Origin of the sequence: Streptomyces sp. SPB162, assembly GCF_029504575.1 — a bacterium.
Taxonomy (GTDB): domain Bacteria; phylum Actinomycetota; class Actinomycetes; order Streptomycetales; family Streptomycetaceae; genus Actinacidiphila.
Genome location: NZ_JAQFII010000001.1, coordinates 3,786,174 through 3,800,431 on the forward strand (window position 1 = coordinate 3,786,174; position 14,258 = coordinate 3,800,431).

Genomic DNA, 14,258 nt, shown 5'->3' on the forward strand with positions numbered 1-14,258 from the left:
CGGCGCGCAGGCTCTCACCCCTGACGGCTCCAGGAGCCTGATGTTGCGACTGCGACGAGCGCTATGAGCACCCCCGAATTGGTCTGGCACAAATCCAGCTACAGCAGGGGCGGTGATGGCGACTGCATCGAGGTCGCCCTCACGTGGCGCAAGTCGAGCCACAGCGGCTCGGAGGGCGACAACTGCATCGAGGTGGCGCGCTCCCCCGACACCGTCCACCGCCGGGACTCCCAGGACAAGGAGGGTCCGCAGCTCCCCTTCTCCCCCGGCGCGTGGGCCGCCTTCGTCACGTACGCCCGCCGGCTCTGACCTCCCGCGCAGCCGCCCCACCCGGAAAACCGCGCGCCCTTTGGTGATCCCTCACCTACCGTCGGTGCGGCGGGGGCGGCAGGGCTGAGCAGGGAGATGGTTTATGGGTCGGGTTGAGGCAATTGTGGGGGCTATGGCGGCCTCCGTGGGGCACCCTCAGGTGCAGCGGGATCAGACGCGGTTCCGGGTGGGGCTGGTCGACGGGTGGGGGATTCCGGCCGGGGCCTCGGTGCTCGAAGTCGGTTGCGGGCAGGGGGATATGACCGCCGTGCTCGCGGACGCGGTCGGGCCTGACGGCCGGGTGGTCGGGGTGGACATCGCGGAGCCCTCGTACGGGAGTCCGGTCACGCTGGGGGAGTCGGCGGCGTTTCTGGCCGACGGACCGCTCGGGGCGCGGATCGACATCCGGTTCGGCGTCGATGTCCTCGACGAGGCGGTCTCGTTTCCCGATGACACGTTCGACTACGTCGTGCTGTCGCACTGCTCCTGGTACTTCGCCTCCCTCGACCAGCTGCGCGCGACGCTGACGCGCGTCCGGCCGTGGGCGCGGCGGCTGTGTTTCTCGGAGTGGGATCTGCGGCCCCGCGGGGTGGGGCAGCTGCCGCATCTGCTCGCCGTCCTGGTGCAGGGCCATGTCGAGGCGGTCGGGGCGCGCGGCGAAGGGAACGTCCGCACGCCGTTCTCGCACGAGGCGCTGCTGCGGATCCTCGCGGAGGCCGGATGGCGGGTGGCCTCGGAGCTGGAGGTGGACACGGCGGGTCTGCAGGACGCCGACTGGGAGGTGGACGCCGCACGGCGGATGGCCGGCTCCGACCAGCGGTTCGCGGATCTGGCTCCGCCGGCGCGGGAGTTCCTCGTCAGCCAGCTCGACGTACTCGGCTCCCTGGCCAAGGACAAGGGCAACGAACCGCTGCCGTCGTACGCCCTCACCGCGGATCGCGCCTGACCGGCTCCCGCCTCTCGCCCTCCGGGGCGCGGTGGGGGATGCTCGGGGCATGGCCATGCTCTTCTTCATGACGCTGCCGGGCCTGGTGGTCCTGCTGACGGTCGCCGCGTTCGTCGACCAGGTGATGCTGCGGGCCGGACGGGCCGGGGTGCTGCCGTGGCGGGGGGACGGGCGGCAGGGGCAGGTGGCGTCGACGGGGTTCGAGCTGCTGCACGCGACGTTGTCGGCGGGCAAGCAGGAAGAGCTCAAGCAGCGCAGGACGTCACTGGTGCTGAGGGACGAAGAGGGTGACGGGGCGCCGCCCCGCTCCCGGGTCGACCTGGACGGCGGGACGGCCATTCTCCGGATCCCCGCTGCCGGCGACGCTCCCGCACGCTCCTTCTGATCAGCTTCCGGCCGCGTGCGACGCCCGCAGCGAGTACATCAGCGGCACGCTCGCGTGCGTCCCGTCGTGCTCATGCAGGAAGTCCAGTCGCAGGCCGGTGGCGGCGACGGCGGTGACGACGTCGCCGAGCGTGTGCTGCCTCCCCCAGCCTTCGAAGTCCGGGTAGCTCCCGTCGCCGCTGAAGTCGTCGGCGATGAGGGAGCTCGCCAGGGGGTGGAAGTCGGCGAGGTACAGGAAGCCGCTGGGCGCGACGAGGGACGCGGCCGTCTCGGCCCAGCGCACGAGGTCCGGGAGCCGGCAGAGGGCGCCGGGGCCGGTGTACACGATGTCGTAGGCGGAGTCGGGGACGGCCCCGGCCGCGTCGTACACGTCGGCGGCGACGAAGGAGGCGCGGTCGGGCGGTAGGCCGAGGTCGGCGGCCAGGTCGCGGGCGGCTTCGACGGCGGACTCGGAGGAGTCCAGTCCGACGACCCGGGAGGCGCCGCGACGTGCCCACGCCAGGGCTTCGTGGCCGAGGCGGCACTGCAGGTGCAGCAGCGACTTCCCGGTGACGGAGCCCATCTCCGCCGCTTCGAAGGGACGGACCATGTCCTCGCCGGCCCGGAAATCCTCCAGGTCGTCGTGTTCGCTCGCGGCGCCGAACGGCGCGCTCTCGTCCCACCTGGCACGTTGCGTCACTCGTCAGCCCGCCGGGGCCCTCGTGTCCATGAGGAGTGACCCTAGTCGGGGTGAAGGCGACCGGCCATCGGGTTTGATGGAGCCATGAGTGAAGTCACGGCTGCCATGCCGGAATGGGAAAAGCGGTTCCGGGCGCCTCGCGTGGGGCTTCCGGAGTGGGCGGAGGACGCGCCGCAGCGCTGCCTCTTCGTATCGAACGCGACCGGCACGTACGAGTTGTACGCCTGGGACCGGACCACCGGCGAACGCCGCCAGGCGACGGACCGGCCGAACGGGACGACGGAGGGCACGCTGTCCCGCGACGGCGAGTGGGTGTGGTGGTTCTCCGACACCGATGGGGACGAGTTCGGGGTGTGGATGCGCCAGCCGTTCGGCGGCGGCGAGGACGAGCCGGCCACGCCCGGCCTCGAACCCTCGTACCCCGCCGGCCTGGCGCTCGGCGCGGACGGGACCGTCGTGATCGGCCGGTCGACGGACGACGAGGGCACGTCCGTGCACGTCGTGCGGCCCGGCGCCGCACCCGTGGAGATATACCGGCACGCGGAGTCGGCCGGGGTCGGCGACCTGTCGGAGGACGGCACGCTGCTCGTCATCGAGCACACCGAGCACGGCGACGCGATGCACGGCGCGCTGCGCGTGGTTCGGCTCGACGGCTCGACCGTCGCCGAGCTGGACGACTCCCGTGGCGGCACGGAGGAGCTCGGACTGGACTGCCTGGGCTTCGCGCCGGTGGCCGGGGACACCCGGCTGCTCGTCGGGCACCAGCGCGCCGGGCGCTGGCTGCCGATGGTGTGGGACGTGCTGACCGGCGAGGAGACCGCGCTGGCGATCGACCTGCCCGGCGATGTCTCCGCCGAGTGGTATCCGGACGGTTCCGCGCTGCTGGTCGTGCACTCGTACCAGGCCCGGAGTGAGATGTTCCGCTTTGACCTGGCGTCCGGCGAGCTCGCTCGGCTGGAGACCCCGCGGGGGACGGTGGGCAACGCGACGGCCCGCCCCGACGGGACGGTGGAGTACCTGTGGTCGTCGGCGGAGCAGCCGTCGGTCGTGCGGTCGACGGCGGGCGGGATCGTGCTGGAGGCGCCGGGCCTCAAGGCTCCGGCTTCGGTGCCGGTCGAGGACGTGTGGGTGGACGGCCCCGGCGGGCCGGTGCACGCCCTCGTCCAGAAGCCCGAGGGCGACGGGCCGTTCCCGACGGTCTTCGAGGTCCACGGCGGCCCCGCCTGGCACGACTCCGACGCCTTCGCGGCCGGGCCCGCGGCCTGGGTGGACCACGGCTTCGCCGTCGTCCGGCTCAACTACCGCGGCTCCACCGGCTACGGGCGGGAGTGGACGGACGCGCTCAAGCACCGCGTCGGGCTGATCGAGCTGGAGGACGTGGCGGCGGTCCGCGAGTGGGCCGTCGGCTCGGGGCTGGCCGACCCGGCGAAGCTGGTGCTCTCCGGCGGCTCGTGGGGCGGCTACCTGACGCTGCTGGGGCTCGGAACGCAGCCCACCGCCTGGACGGCGGGGCTCGCGGCCGTTCCCGTCGCCGACTACGTCACCTCGTACAACGACGAGATGGAGGCGCTGAAGTCGCTGGACCGCACGCTCTTCGGCGGCTCGCCCACCGACGTTCCCGCGCGCTACGAGGCCTCGTCGCCGATCACGTACGTCGAGCGGGTGACCGCGCCCGTGTACATCTCGGCGGGCATGAACGACCCGCGCTGCCCGATCCGGCAGATCGACAACTACGTCGAGCGGCTGGTGGCGCTGGGGAAGGTCCACGAGGTGTACCGGTACGACGCGGGGCATGGCTCGCTCGTCGTCGAGGAGCGGATCAAGCAGGTCCGGCTGGAGCTGGCCTTCGCCATGAAGCACGCGCTGTGATCCAGGTCCGGATCGGGTGAGGCCTCAGTCGCCCGGCAGGGCTTCTTCCAGCTTGCCCGGCGCTGCCTTGGCCTCCGTCTGCTCCGGGACGAGGCCCAGCGCGGTGTCCTCGCGCAGCTCCGCCTCGCGGCGGACCAGCCGGAACCACATGAAGACGACGAAGCCGGCGAAGACGAACCACTCGCCGGTGTAGCCCAGGTTCTGGAAGGCCTTGAGGTCGAGCCCGGAGTTGCCGGTGGCCGCCGGCGGGACCGCCTTGAGGGGGGCGGTGGCGTCGCCGACCGTGATCCAGCCGCTGTAGACCTCGTAGGGCAGTACGTTGACGAGCGACGCGGCACTGATCATCCCGAGCTGTCCCTGCGGCAGACCGCCGGCGGACTGGACGCCCTGGGTGCCGGTGTTCTCGGGCGCCTGCAGGGCGCCGGAGACGGTGACGTCGCCGGCGGGCGCCGCCGGGATGCCGGCGCGGCTCGCGGACGAGGCGGCGCCGGGAAGCCAGCCGCGCACGACGGGCAGAGCCGCGCCACCGGCCGTACGCAGCGGGGTGAGCACGTAGTAGCCGGTGCGGTCGCCCAGGTCACGGCCGGGGACGAGGAGCTGGTGAGCGGTGTCGTAGCGGCCGGTCACGGTGACGGTGCGGCCGGTGGTGTCCTGGGTGACCTGCGCCCTGGTGTCCGGGAGGACGGTCGCGAGCGGGACCGGGGCGGCGGACGCGGCCGCCTTGGGCGCCTGCTCCGCGACGTGGTGGCTGTTCATCCGGTCCTCGAAGCGGCTCAGCTGCCAGCTGCCCATGAAGACGCAGAACGGCACGGCGAGCACGACGAAGAGGTGGACTCCCACCCAGCGCGGGGTCAGCAGAAACCGGTACACGCCCCAACGGTACGGGGAACGGGGCGGGTGGACGCCACCGGGCCCGGGGGCGCGGGGCGGATGGCCGCCGTCGGGCCCGCCCCCCGCCTCGCCTACTGCGGCGCAAGGGCCGTCACTGCGGCGCGAGGACCGTCACTGCGGTGCGAGGGCCGTCGTCTTGTAGATCGTCCCCGCGCATGCGTCCGGGATCGTCGTGTCGGCCACCGCCGGCGCCCCGGCCTCCGGGGTGTGGCTGACCTCGACGCTCGCCGGGGCGGGCGTCGGCGGCTCGTCGGCCGCCGCCGGAGTGTTCTCCGAGGCGCTGGTGCCGTTGTTCGCGCCGCTGCCGCTGGTGGTTCCGCCGACGGTGGTCGGGGTGGGCGGCACCGGGCAGCCGTTGGGGCCCGCCGAGTCCGGCACCCAGGCGAAGCGCACCTCGTACGTGTCGCCCGGCTGGAGGACCAGCGGCTCGACCGCCACGTCGGGCAGTCCGCTGGCCGGATCGCCCGTCGTGTGCTGCAGGACCTGGATCTTCGACGCGTCGGCGCTGCCCTGCGCGAGCACCGTGAGGGCGCCGCCGCCCTTGACCAGACAGCCCTTCGCGGAGACGTTCGCGACCCGGAACCAGCCGTACACGGTGCCCTTGGAGTCCGGGGCATCGGTTTTGCCGGCGCCGCTGCCGAGCTGCGAGCGGTGGCAGGTCGGGGCGGTGCGGCCGGTCGAGCTGCTGGGCTTCGGGGCGACGGTGGCGCCGGGCACGTTCGTGAGGGTGCGGGACGGCGACGGGGTCGCCGACGGAGTGGGGGCGCTGCCCTGGCTCGTCCCGGTGTCGGCCGGGCCGCCCGTCTCGTCCTGGCTGCTCTCCCCCGCGCCGCCGGTGTCCTGCCGCGGCTCGTTGGGGTTGGCGACGCCGGCGGCGGTGGTGTCCTGCTGGTCTGCCGTGTTGGCGGCATGCAGCAGGGCCGGGACGGCGGTACACGCCAGCAGGAACGCGGCGGCGGCGCCGGCCATGGCCTGGCGGCGGCGCGTACGGCGGGCGGGAACGGCGTGCCGCAGGTGGTCGAGCGCGTCGGGGGCGGGCTTGAGTCCCGCGACCGCGTCCTGCATCAGCCGGCGCAGCGCGAGCTCGTCGAAGCTCGCTCCGGACCCGGCTCCCGTCCTGAGAGGGCCGGCGCCGGCGGGTCCGTCGCCGCGCCCTGCGTTCGATTCGGCCCGTTCGGCCCGTTCGGCCCGTTCGGCTCGTTCGGCCCGTTCGGCCCGTTCGTTCGGTTCGTTCAGGTCTTCGCGGATTTCAGGGTTCTCGCGGATTTCAGGGTTCTCTGGATCCATGCCACGTGAGTCGTAGGGGGTGGTCATACGGTCGCCTCCATCGCGATGCGAAGCGCCGCGAGGCCACGGGAACCGTACGCCTTCACCGAGCCCAGGGAAATTCCGAGCGTCTCGGCGACCTGTGCCTCGGTCATGTCGGCAAAGTAGCGCAGCACGAGGACTTCGCGCTGACGGCGCTGGAGGGAACGCATGGCGGTCTTGAGCTGGTCGCGCTCCAGGATCTCGTAGGCGCCCTCTTCCGCACTCGCCATGTCGGGCATGGGCTTGGAGAGGAGCTTGAGACCCAGGATGCGCCGCCGGAGCGCCGACCGGGAGAGGTTGACCACCGTCTGCCGCAGGTAGGCGAGGGTCTTCTCGGGGTCACGCACGCGGCTGCGCGCGGAGTGGACGCGGATGAATGCCTCCTGGACGACGTCCTCGCAGGAGGCCGTGTCGTCCAGCAGCAGCGCGGCGAGGCCGAGCAGCGACCGGTAGTGGGCGCGGTAGGTCTCGGTGAGGTGGTCGACCGTGGTGCCGACGGGCATCGCGGCCTCAGCACCCAGCTCGGACGGCACGCGCACGATCGGCCAGGGCGCTATCACGGGCATCCCGCCGGGAGTACGGGCCCGGCCGGCCGTACGGATGGGCGTACGGGAGCGCGGCACACGTGTCGGAGCTCCGCTCCGCCCAAGTGCCGTCTCGATACCCAGTGCCTCTGCCACGACTGTTGGACACGCGTCCCCCCGTCAGGGTTGTACGCGCAAGGCTTCGCCTTTGATCTGGCGCCGAACATCCCCATGCGTACCAACTCTTCCCCAATGCGCCCATTTGCCCAGGCACGAACCGCGCCTGCCCAACAACCCCCGGCACGCAGCACATTAGGGCAGTGTGCTGACACAAAGACGCTCCCCGTCTACTGCCGGTTGCAGCGGCCAGGGAGCGAATTGTCCATTGGTGGAGGGGCCACTTCAAGTGGTCCAGACCAAAAGTTGATCACATGATGTGCATTTCGGACGTCACACGTGTCCGCGCACCATGCGCGTCATACGTGCCTGCCCGTCACGTGTGCGAACCGACGAACTCGGCCGCCACCACTTCGGCGATCTGGGCGGTGTTCAATGCGGCACCCTTGCGCAGGTTGTCGCCGCACACGAAGAGTTCGAGCGCGTTCGGGTCGTCCATCGAGCGGCGTACCCGGCCGACCCAGGTCGGGTCGGTGCCCACCGCGTCCGCGGGGGTCGGGAACTCGCCCTGGGCGGGATCGTCGGTCACGACGACACCGGGAGCGCCCCGCAGGATCTCGTGCGCCTTCTCCACGGTCACCTCGTTCTCGAACCGCGCGTGCACCGACAGCGAGTGCGTCGTGATGACCGGCACCCGTACGCAGGTCGCGGTGACGCGCAGCTCCGGGAGGTCGAGGATCTTCCGCGACTCGTCCCGGACCTTGAGCTCCTCCGAGGACCAGCCGTCCTCGCGCAGCGAGCCCGCCCACGGCACCACGTTGAGCGCGAGCGGGGCCGGGAAGGGGCCGAAGTCGCCGACCGTGCGCCGCACGTCGCCCGGCTGGGTCCCCAGGTGGGTGCCGGCGACCTTGGACAGCTGGTCGCGCAGGGTGTCCACGCCGGACTGACCCGCACCGGAAGCCGCCTGGTACGAGGAGACGATCAGCTCGCTCAGCCCGAACTCGGCGTGCAGCGCGCCGATCGCCACGATCATGGACAGCGTCGTGCAGTTGGGATTGGCGATGATGCCGCGCGGACGCATCCGGACCGCGCGCGCGTTGACCTCCGGCACCACCAGCGGGACGTCGGGATCCATCCGGAAGGCTCCGGAGTTGTCCACGACGACCGCGCCCTTGGCGGCGGCGATCGGCGCCCACTGGGCGGACACCTCGTCCGGGACGTCGAACATCGCGACGTCGACGCCCTCGAACGCCTCCTCGTTCAGCACGACGACCTCGGTCTCCACGCCGCGCACCACGAGGCGGCGACCGGCCGACCGCGCGGAGGCGATCAGCCGGATCTCACCCCACACGTCCTGCCGGGTGGAGAGCAGCTCCAGCATCACCGTGCCGACGGCGCCCGTCGCACCGACGACGGCGAGGGTCGGCTTGGACCGACCGCCGGCCGCGGAGCCCGCGGCCGTGGCCGGGCCGTAGCTCATCGTCCCGTACCGCCGTAGACGACCGCTTCGTCGCTTTCCGTGTCGAGCCCGAACGCGGAGTGCACCGCCTGGACGGCCGGCTTCACGTCGTCGGCCCGGGTGACCACCGAGATGCGGATCTCGGATGTCGAGATCAGTTCGATGTTGACCCCGGCGTTCGACAGCGCCTCGAAGAAGGTCGCCGTGACGCCCGGGTTGGTCTTCATCCCCGCGCCGACCAGCGAGATCTTGCCGATCTGGTCGTCGTAGCGCAGCGAGTCGTAGCCGATGCGGTCCTGCGACCGGGTGAGCGCGTCCATCGCCTTGCGGCCCTCGGTCTTGGGGAGGGTGAAGGAGATGTCGGTGAGACCGGTGGCCGCGGCCGACACGTTCTGGACGACCATGTCGATGTTGACCTCGGCGTCCGCGATGGCCCGGAAGATCGTCGCCGCCTCGCCCGGCTTGTCCGGCACCCCGACGACCGTGATCTTGGCCTCGGACGTGTCGTGCGCAACCCCGGAGATGATCGCCTGCTCCATCGGCTTGCCTCCTTGCGGTGCTTCGTTGCTCACCCAGGTACCCGGCAGACCGGAGAAGGACGAGCGGACGTGGATCGGGATGTTGTAACGACGGGCGTACTCGACGCAGCGGTGCAGCAGCACCTTCGAACCGGAGCTGGCCAGTTCCAGCATGTCCTCGAAGGAGATCCAGTCCATCTTCCGGGCGCGCTTGACGACCCGCGGGTCGGCGGTGAAGACCCCGTCGACGTCCGTGTAGATCTCGCACACCTCGGCGGCGAGCGCGGCGGCCAGCGCCACCGCAGTGGTGTCGGAACCGCCGCGGCCCAGGGTGGTGATGTCCTTCTTGTCCTGGGACACGCCCTGGAAGCCGGCCACGATCGCGATGTTGCCCTCGTCGAGGGCGGTCCGGATCCGGCCGGGCGTCACGTCGATGATCCGCGCCTTGTTGTGGACGGAGTCGGTGATCACCCCGGCCTGGCTGCCGGTGAACGACTGCGCCTCGTGGCCGAGGTTTTTGATCGCCATCGCCAGCAGCGCCATGGAGATCCGCTCACCGGCGGTCAGCAGCATGTCGAACTCCCGGCCGGCGGGAATCGGTGACACCTGCTCGGCGAGATCGATCAGCTCGTCCGTCGTATCGCCCATCGCGGACACCACGACGACGACCTGATGGCCGTTCTTCTTGGTGTCGACGATTCGCCGGGCGACGCGCTTGATGCCTTCGGCATCGGCGACGGAGGAGCCTCCGTACTTCTGCACGACAAGGCCCACGTGCGCTCCTCGGGAGGTCTGGAACTGCGGTCGGCTCAGTCTAACGAGCGGGCCGGGGCGGCCTCCGCAGTATCGGATATTGAGACAGGTGGCCCACTCGGTGGGCCCATGCCCAGGACAGAACGGAATAACCCCAGATCAGGCGCGGATGCGCGGCCGGGGATAAATCATCGAGATCCAGGGGATCGGCGCAGCAGGCGGTCAGGGTCCGGCGGCTCGGCAGGCCACGACCCGGCGGCCTGGCCCGTCGGGGTCCGCCGACTCGGACGTCCGGGATCCGGGTCCGCCGACTCAGACGTCCGGGACCGCCGGCCCAGCGCCGTCCCAGACCAGCGACATAGCCGCCCCGGGTTGCCGACTCAGCCGTCCCAGACCAGCGACGTAGCCGCCCCGGGCCGCCGAATCAGCCGTCCGGATCGCCGAATCAGCCGGTCGCGGGCTGGGCGCGGGCGCTCACGGGGTACCCAGCTCGGCCGCCATGACCTTGCCGGCCTCCTCGGCCAAGCGCTCCTCGTCGTCGGCCGAGTCGTCGGTGTCCAGGCCGTCCAGCTCGTCCAGCGGGCTGTCCAGGCGGACGTGGGCGACCAGGGACTGCAGCGCGCGCAGCGAGGCGCTGGCCGTCGGCCCCCAGTTCGACAGGTACGAGAACTGCCACCACCACAGCGCCTCGCTCACCCGGCCCGCGCGGAAGTGCGCGAGTCCGTGCGTGAGATCGGTCACCACGTCGGCCATATCGTCCGAAATACGGCAGGCGACAGGCGTGCTGCGCGGCACGTAGGGGTCGAAGACCTCCGAGTACACGTCGATCGGCTCCAGCAGCGCCGCAAGGTGCTGCCGCAGCTCGTCCGCGTCCGGCTCGGGGCCGATGTCGGGCTCGTAGCGCTCGTCCGGAACGATGTCCTCGTGCGCGCCGAGTCGGCCGCCGGCCAGCAGCAGCTGGGAGACCTCGAGCAGCAGGTACGGGACCGCGCTGTCCGGGTCGTCGCCCTTGGCGACCTCGCGGACCGAGAGGATGAAACTCTCGATCTGATCGCAGATCTGGACGGCGAAGTCGTCGGGTTCCTGGACGTTCGGATCGCTGAGGTCGCGCTGCGGAGTGCCGGGCGCGCCCTTCGAATCCTTTGCGGTTACCGCGGTGTCAGACATCGAGCAGTCGTCTCCCTTCGAAGGCACGACCCAGCGTGACCTCGTCGGCGTACTCCAGGTCTCCCCCCACGGGCAGACCACTGGCCAGTCGCGTCACCTTCAGCCCCATGGGTTTCACCATGCGGGCCAGGTACGTAGCGGTCGCTTCACCTTCAAGGTTGGGATCCGTCGCCAGAATCAGCTCGGTGACGGTGCCGTCCGCGAGCCGCGCCAGCAGTTCCCGGATCCGTAGATCGTCCGGACCGACGCCCTCGATGGGACTGATCGCGCCGCCGAGCACGTGGTACCTGCCGCGGAACTCACGGGTGCGCTCGACCGCGACGACGTCCTTGGGCTCCTCGACCACGCAGATCACCGCGAGGTCGCGGCGCGGGTCACGGCAGACCCGGCACTGCTCGTCCTGCGCGACGTTCCCGCAGATGTTGCAGAACCGCACCTTGGCCTTGACCTCGGCCAGTACGTGCGCGAGGCGCCGCACATCGGCGGGATCCGCCTGCAGGATGTGGAAGGCGATCCGCTGCGCGCTCTTGGGACCCACGCCGGGCAGCCTGCCCAGTTCGTCGATGAGGTCCTGAACCACGCCTTCGTACACGGGGCGCCTTCCTTGGGTCGTCGCTTACGCCGACTTACACCGGCTGGGAACTAGAACGGCAGGCCGGGCATGCCGCCCAGCCCCTGGGCGAGCGGACCGAGCTTCTCCTGCTGGAGCTCCTGCGCGGTCGCGTTCGCATTGTGCACGGCGGCGACGACCAGATCGGCCAACGTCTCCGTATCTTCAGGATCGACTGCCTTGGGGTCGATGACCAGCCCCCGGAGCTCACCGGCCCCGGTCACCGTGGCCTTCACGAGGCCGCCGCCCGCGGAACCCTCGACCTCGGCCTCGGCCAGCTCCTGCTGGGCCGCGGCAAGGTCCTGCTGCATCTTCTGGGCCTGCTGGAGCAGCTGCTGCATATTGGGCTGACCACCGGGGATCACGGGTTCACTCCTGCCTCACGACAACGTTGCGGGGTAGGGCGAGCCTACGTGCTCGGACGGCCCAGCGCCCTACGCCGTACGGAGGATCGGACGACGTGCCGCGGAACACCGCGTGACATCAGTCGTTCGGAATCTCCGCGATCACTGTCGCACCCATTTCGCGCACGAACAGCTCGTATCCGGACAGCGGGGATTCGACCAGATCCACGTCGTCGTCCTCCGGAATGTCGTCCTCCAGGGGCGGCGGCGTCTCGTCCGACATCAACGGCGGCGGGCCCTGGGGCCGGCCCGGGGCCGGCTGGGGCGCGGCCTGAGGAGCCGCCTGCTGGACGGGCCCGCCCTGGGGCGCGGACGGAGCGGGCTGCGCCGGTGGGGCCGGGTCGTACGAGACGGAAGGTGCGGGTGGGGCGGCCGGACGGGATCCACCGCCCCCGCTTCCACCACTGCCTCCGCCGAAACCGCCACCAGGGCCGCCGGACGCTCCCCCGCTCGGGGTTCCGCCTCCGGACGGGTCCACGATGGCCTCGATCCGCCACTCCACCCCGAGCGCGTCGACGATCGCCTGCTTGAGGACGTCCTCGCTGCCGCTGTTGGCGAAGCTGTTGCGCGCCCCCGGATTGTCGAATCCGAGCTGCAGCGTCTGTCCGTCGAAGCCCGCGACCTGCGCGTTGTTCAGCAGGAGCATCCACGTCAGCCGGCGGCGGTTCTTGACCGCCTCCAGAATGTCCGGCCACATCTGCCGGACGCGCGTCGAGTCCCCGGCGAACCCGGACGCGGCTGGGGCGCCGGGCCCGGCGGGTCCGGCGGGCGGCGCGGTCCTGGCGGCGGGGGCGGCCGGAGTGGCCGGGGCGGACGGGGCGGACGTCGGCCAGGCGCCGGGGCGGGCGGCCTCGGCGGGCGCGACGGACTCGGCCGGCGGAGCGCTCGGAGCGGCCGTGGTCGGCCAGGCGCCAGGCCGCTGCCGGGCGCCACCGTCCGAAGGAGCCGGAACAGGAGCGGGAGCGGGTTCGTGCGGTTCCGGGGCGGGCGCCTGCTGAGCGGCCGGAGCCGGACGTCCACCTGCGCCACCACCACCGCCCACGGCCGCACGGACGGAGGCCGCGCCCCCTGGGTTACCGGGGGCGTGGTCGGCGCGCGCGGGCTGGTAGGCGAAATCCGGCACCTGAGGGGCCTGGGAAGCCTGGGGGGCGCCGGGGGCGAAGCCCCGCCGCTCCAGCTTGTCGAGCCGGGCCTGCACGGAGCGCTCGTCGGCGTACGCCGCGGGCAGCAACACCCGGGCGCAGATCAGCTCCAGCTGGAGCCGCGGCGACGTGGCGCCGCGCATCTCCGTCAGCCCGGTGTTGACCAGGTCCGCCGCACGGCTCAGCTCGGCCGCGCCGAAGACGGACGTCTGGGCCCGCATCCGCTCGACCACGTCACTCGGGGCGTCGATGAGCCCCTTGTCCACCGCGTCCGGGACGGCCGCGATGATCACGAGGTCGCGCAGCCGCTCCAGCAGGTCCGCGACGAAGCGGCGCGGATCGTGGCCGCCCTCGATGACGCGGTCGACCATCTCGAAGACCGCCGCCCCGTCACCCGAGGCGAACGCGTCCACCACCTCGTCGAGCAGCGCCGCGTCGGTGTAGCCGAGCAGCGCCGTCGCCATGGCGTACGTCACACCGTCGGCGCCGGCGCCCGCCAGCAGCTGGTCCATCACGGACATCGAGTCCCGCACCGAACCCGCGCCCGACCGCACCACCAGCGGATACACGCCGTCCTCGACCGGAATGTCCTCCCGGGCGCAGACCTCGGCGAGGTAGTCCCGCAGCGTGCCGGGCGGCACCAGACGGAAGGGGTAGTGGTGGGTACGCGACCGGATCGTGCCGATGACCTTCTCGGGCTCGGTCGTCGCGAAGATGAACTTCAGATGCTCCGGGGGCTCCTCGACCACCTTCAGCAGGGCGTTGAAGCCCTGCGGGGTGACCATGTGTGCCTCGTCGATGATGTAGATCTTGTACCGGCTGCCCGCCGGCCCGAAGAACGCCTTCTCCCGCAGATCACGCGCATCGTCCACACCACCGTGCGACGCCGCGTCGATCTCGATCACGTCGATGGACCCCGGCCCGTTCCGCGCCAGGTCCTGGCACGACTGGCACTCCCCGCACGGCGTCGGCGTCGGCCCCTGCACACAGTTCAGACACCGCGCCAGGATGCGCGCGCTCGTCGTCTTCCCGCAGCCGCGAGGCCCACTGAACAGGTACGCGTGATTGACCCGGTTGTTGCGCAGCGCCTGCTGCAACGGGTCGGTTACGTGCTCCTGCCCGATGACCTCGGCGAAGGACTCGGGACGATAGCGGCGGTACAGAGCGAGGGACACGCC

14 protein-coding genes are annotated in these 14,258 nt (G+C 71.5%); 4 read left to right on the top strand and 10 right to left on the bottom strand.

From position 1 onward, the window contains the following. The first annotated feature begins 63 nt into the window (after positions 1 to 63). From M2266_RS17230 to M2266_RS17240, 3 genes are all read left to right on the top strand, one after another. On the top strand, positions 64 to 309 hold the full coding sequence (locus M2266_RS17230) for a DUF397 domain-containing protein (RefSeq protein WP_277438985.1): 246 nt from the start codon (positions 64 to 66) through the stop codon (positions 307 to 309). A 133-nt stretch (positions 310 to 442) separates the two neighbouring features. Continuing rightward, positions 443 to 1,255 (top strand): class I SAM-dependent methyltransferase, encoded by an 813-nt coding sequence (locus M2266_RS17235; RefSeq protein ID WP_277438986.1) that lies wholly within the window; start codon positions 443 to 445, stop codon positions 1,253 to 1,255. A 49-nt stretch (positions 1,256 to 1,304) separates the two neighbouring features. After that, the gene (locus M2266_RS17240; RefSeq protein ID WP_277438987.1) at positions 1,305 to 1,640 is read left to right on the top strand and encodes a DUF6191 domain-containing protein; all 336 of its coding nucleotides are present in this window, start codon (positions 1,305 to 1,307) and stop codon (positions 1,638 to 1,640) included. On the opposite strand, the gene M2266_RS17245 is transcribed toward M2266_RS17240, so the two are convergent. Beyond that, entirely contained in the window at positions 1,641 to 2,318 is a 678-nt protein-coding gene (locus M2266_RS17245; protein ID WP_277438988.1) for a methyltransferase domain-containing protein, read from the bottom strand. Positions 2,319 to 2,402: 84 nt separating this feature from the next. Here M2266_RS17245 and M2266_RS17250 point away from each other — a divergent pair, with 84 nt between their 5' ends. Then, complete coding sequence (locus tag M2266_RS17250) at positions 2,403 to 4,187, top strand: prolyl oligopeptidase family serine peptidase (protein WP_277438989.1); 1,785 nt, start codon at positions 2,403 to 2,405, stop codon at positions 4,185 to 4,187. A gap of 24 nt (positions 4,188 to 4,211) precedes the next feature. On the opposite strand, the gene M2266_RS17255 is transcribed toward M2266_RS17250, so the two are convergent. From M2266_RS17255 to M2266_RS17295, 9 genes are all read right to left on the bottom strand, one after another. After that, on the bottom strand, positions 4,212 to 5,057 hold the full coding sequence (locus M2266_RS17255) for an SURF1 family protein (protein WP_277438990.1): 846 nt from the start codon (positions 5,055 to 5,057) through the stop codon (positions 4,212 to 4,214). 132 nt (positions 5,058 to 5,189) lie between these two features. Further along, on the bottom strand, positions 5,190 to 6,392 hold the full coding sequence (locus M2266_RS17260; protein ID WP_277438991.1) for a hypothetical protein: 1,203 nt from the start codon (positions 6,390 to 6,392) through the stop codon (positions 5,190 to 5,192). Beyond that, on the bottom strand, positions 6,389 to 6,952 hold the full coding sequence (locus M2266_RS17265; RefSeq protein ID WP_277438992.1) for a SigE family RNA polymerase sigma factor: 564 nt from the start codon (positions 6,950 to 6,952) through the stop codon (positions 6,389 to 6,391). Before M2266_RS17265 ends, M2266_RS17260 begins: the two co-directional genes overlap by 4 nt. A 451-nt stretch (positions 6,953 to 7,403) precedes the next feature. Next, positions 7,404 to 8,507 carry an aspartate-semialdehyde dehydrogenase gene (locus tag M2266_RS17270; protein ID WP_277438993.1) on the bottom strand — a complete coding sequence of 368 codons (1,104 nt, stop codon included), beginning with the start codon at positions 8,505 to 8,507 and terminating at the stop codon, positions 7,404 to 7,406. Further along, entirely contained in the window at positions 8,504 to 9,778 is a 1,275-nt protein-coding gene (locus M2266_RS17275; protein WP_277438994.1) for an aspartate kinase, read from the bottom strand. The genes M2266_RS17270 and M2266_RS17275 overlap by 4 nt, the downstream gene beginning before the upstream one ends. A gap of 453 nt (positions 9,779 to 10,231) precedes the next feature. Continuing rightward, positions 10,232 to 10,924, bottom strand: a complete 693-nt coding sequence (locus M2266_RS17280) for a DUF5063 domain-containing protein (RefSeq protein WP_277438995.1) — start codon at positions 10,922 to 10,924, stop codon at positions 10,232 to 10,234. Next, positions 10,917 to 11,516: a recombination mediator RecR gene (gene recR / locus M2266_RS17285; protein WP_277438996.1), complete on the bottom strand. Its 600-nt coding sequence runs from the start codon at positions 11,514 to 11,516 to the stop codon at positions 10,917 to 10,919. The genes M2266_RS17280 and recR overlap by 8 nt, the downstream gene beginning before the upstream one ends. 50 nt (positions 11,517 to 11,566) lie before the next feature. Continuing rightward, complete coding sequence (locus M2266_RS17290) at positions 11,567 to 11,899, bottom strand: YbaB/EbfC family nucleoid-associated protein (protein ID WP_277438997.1); 333 nt, start codon at positions 11,897 to 11,899, stop codon at positions 11,567 to 11,569. 118 nt (positions 11,900 to 12,017) lie between these two features. Next, on the bottom strand, positions 12,018 to 14,255 hold the full coding sequence (locus tag M2266_RS17295) for a DNA polymerase III subunit gamma and tau (protein ID WP_277438998.1): 2,238 nt from the start codon (positions 14,253 to 14,255) through the stop codon (positions 12,018 to 12,020). Positions 14,256 to 14,258 lie beyond the last annotated feature (3 nt).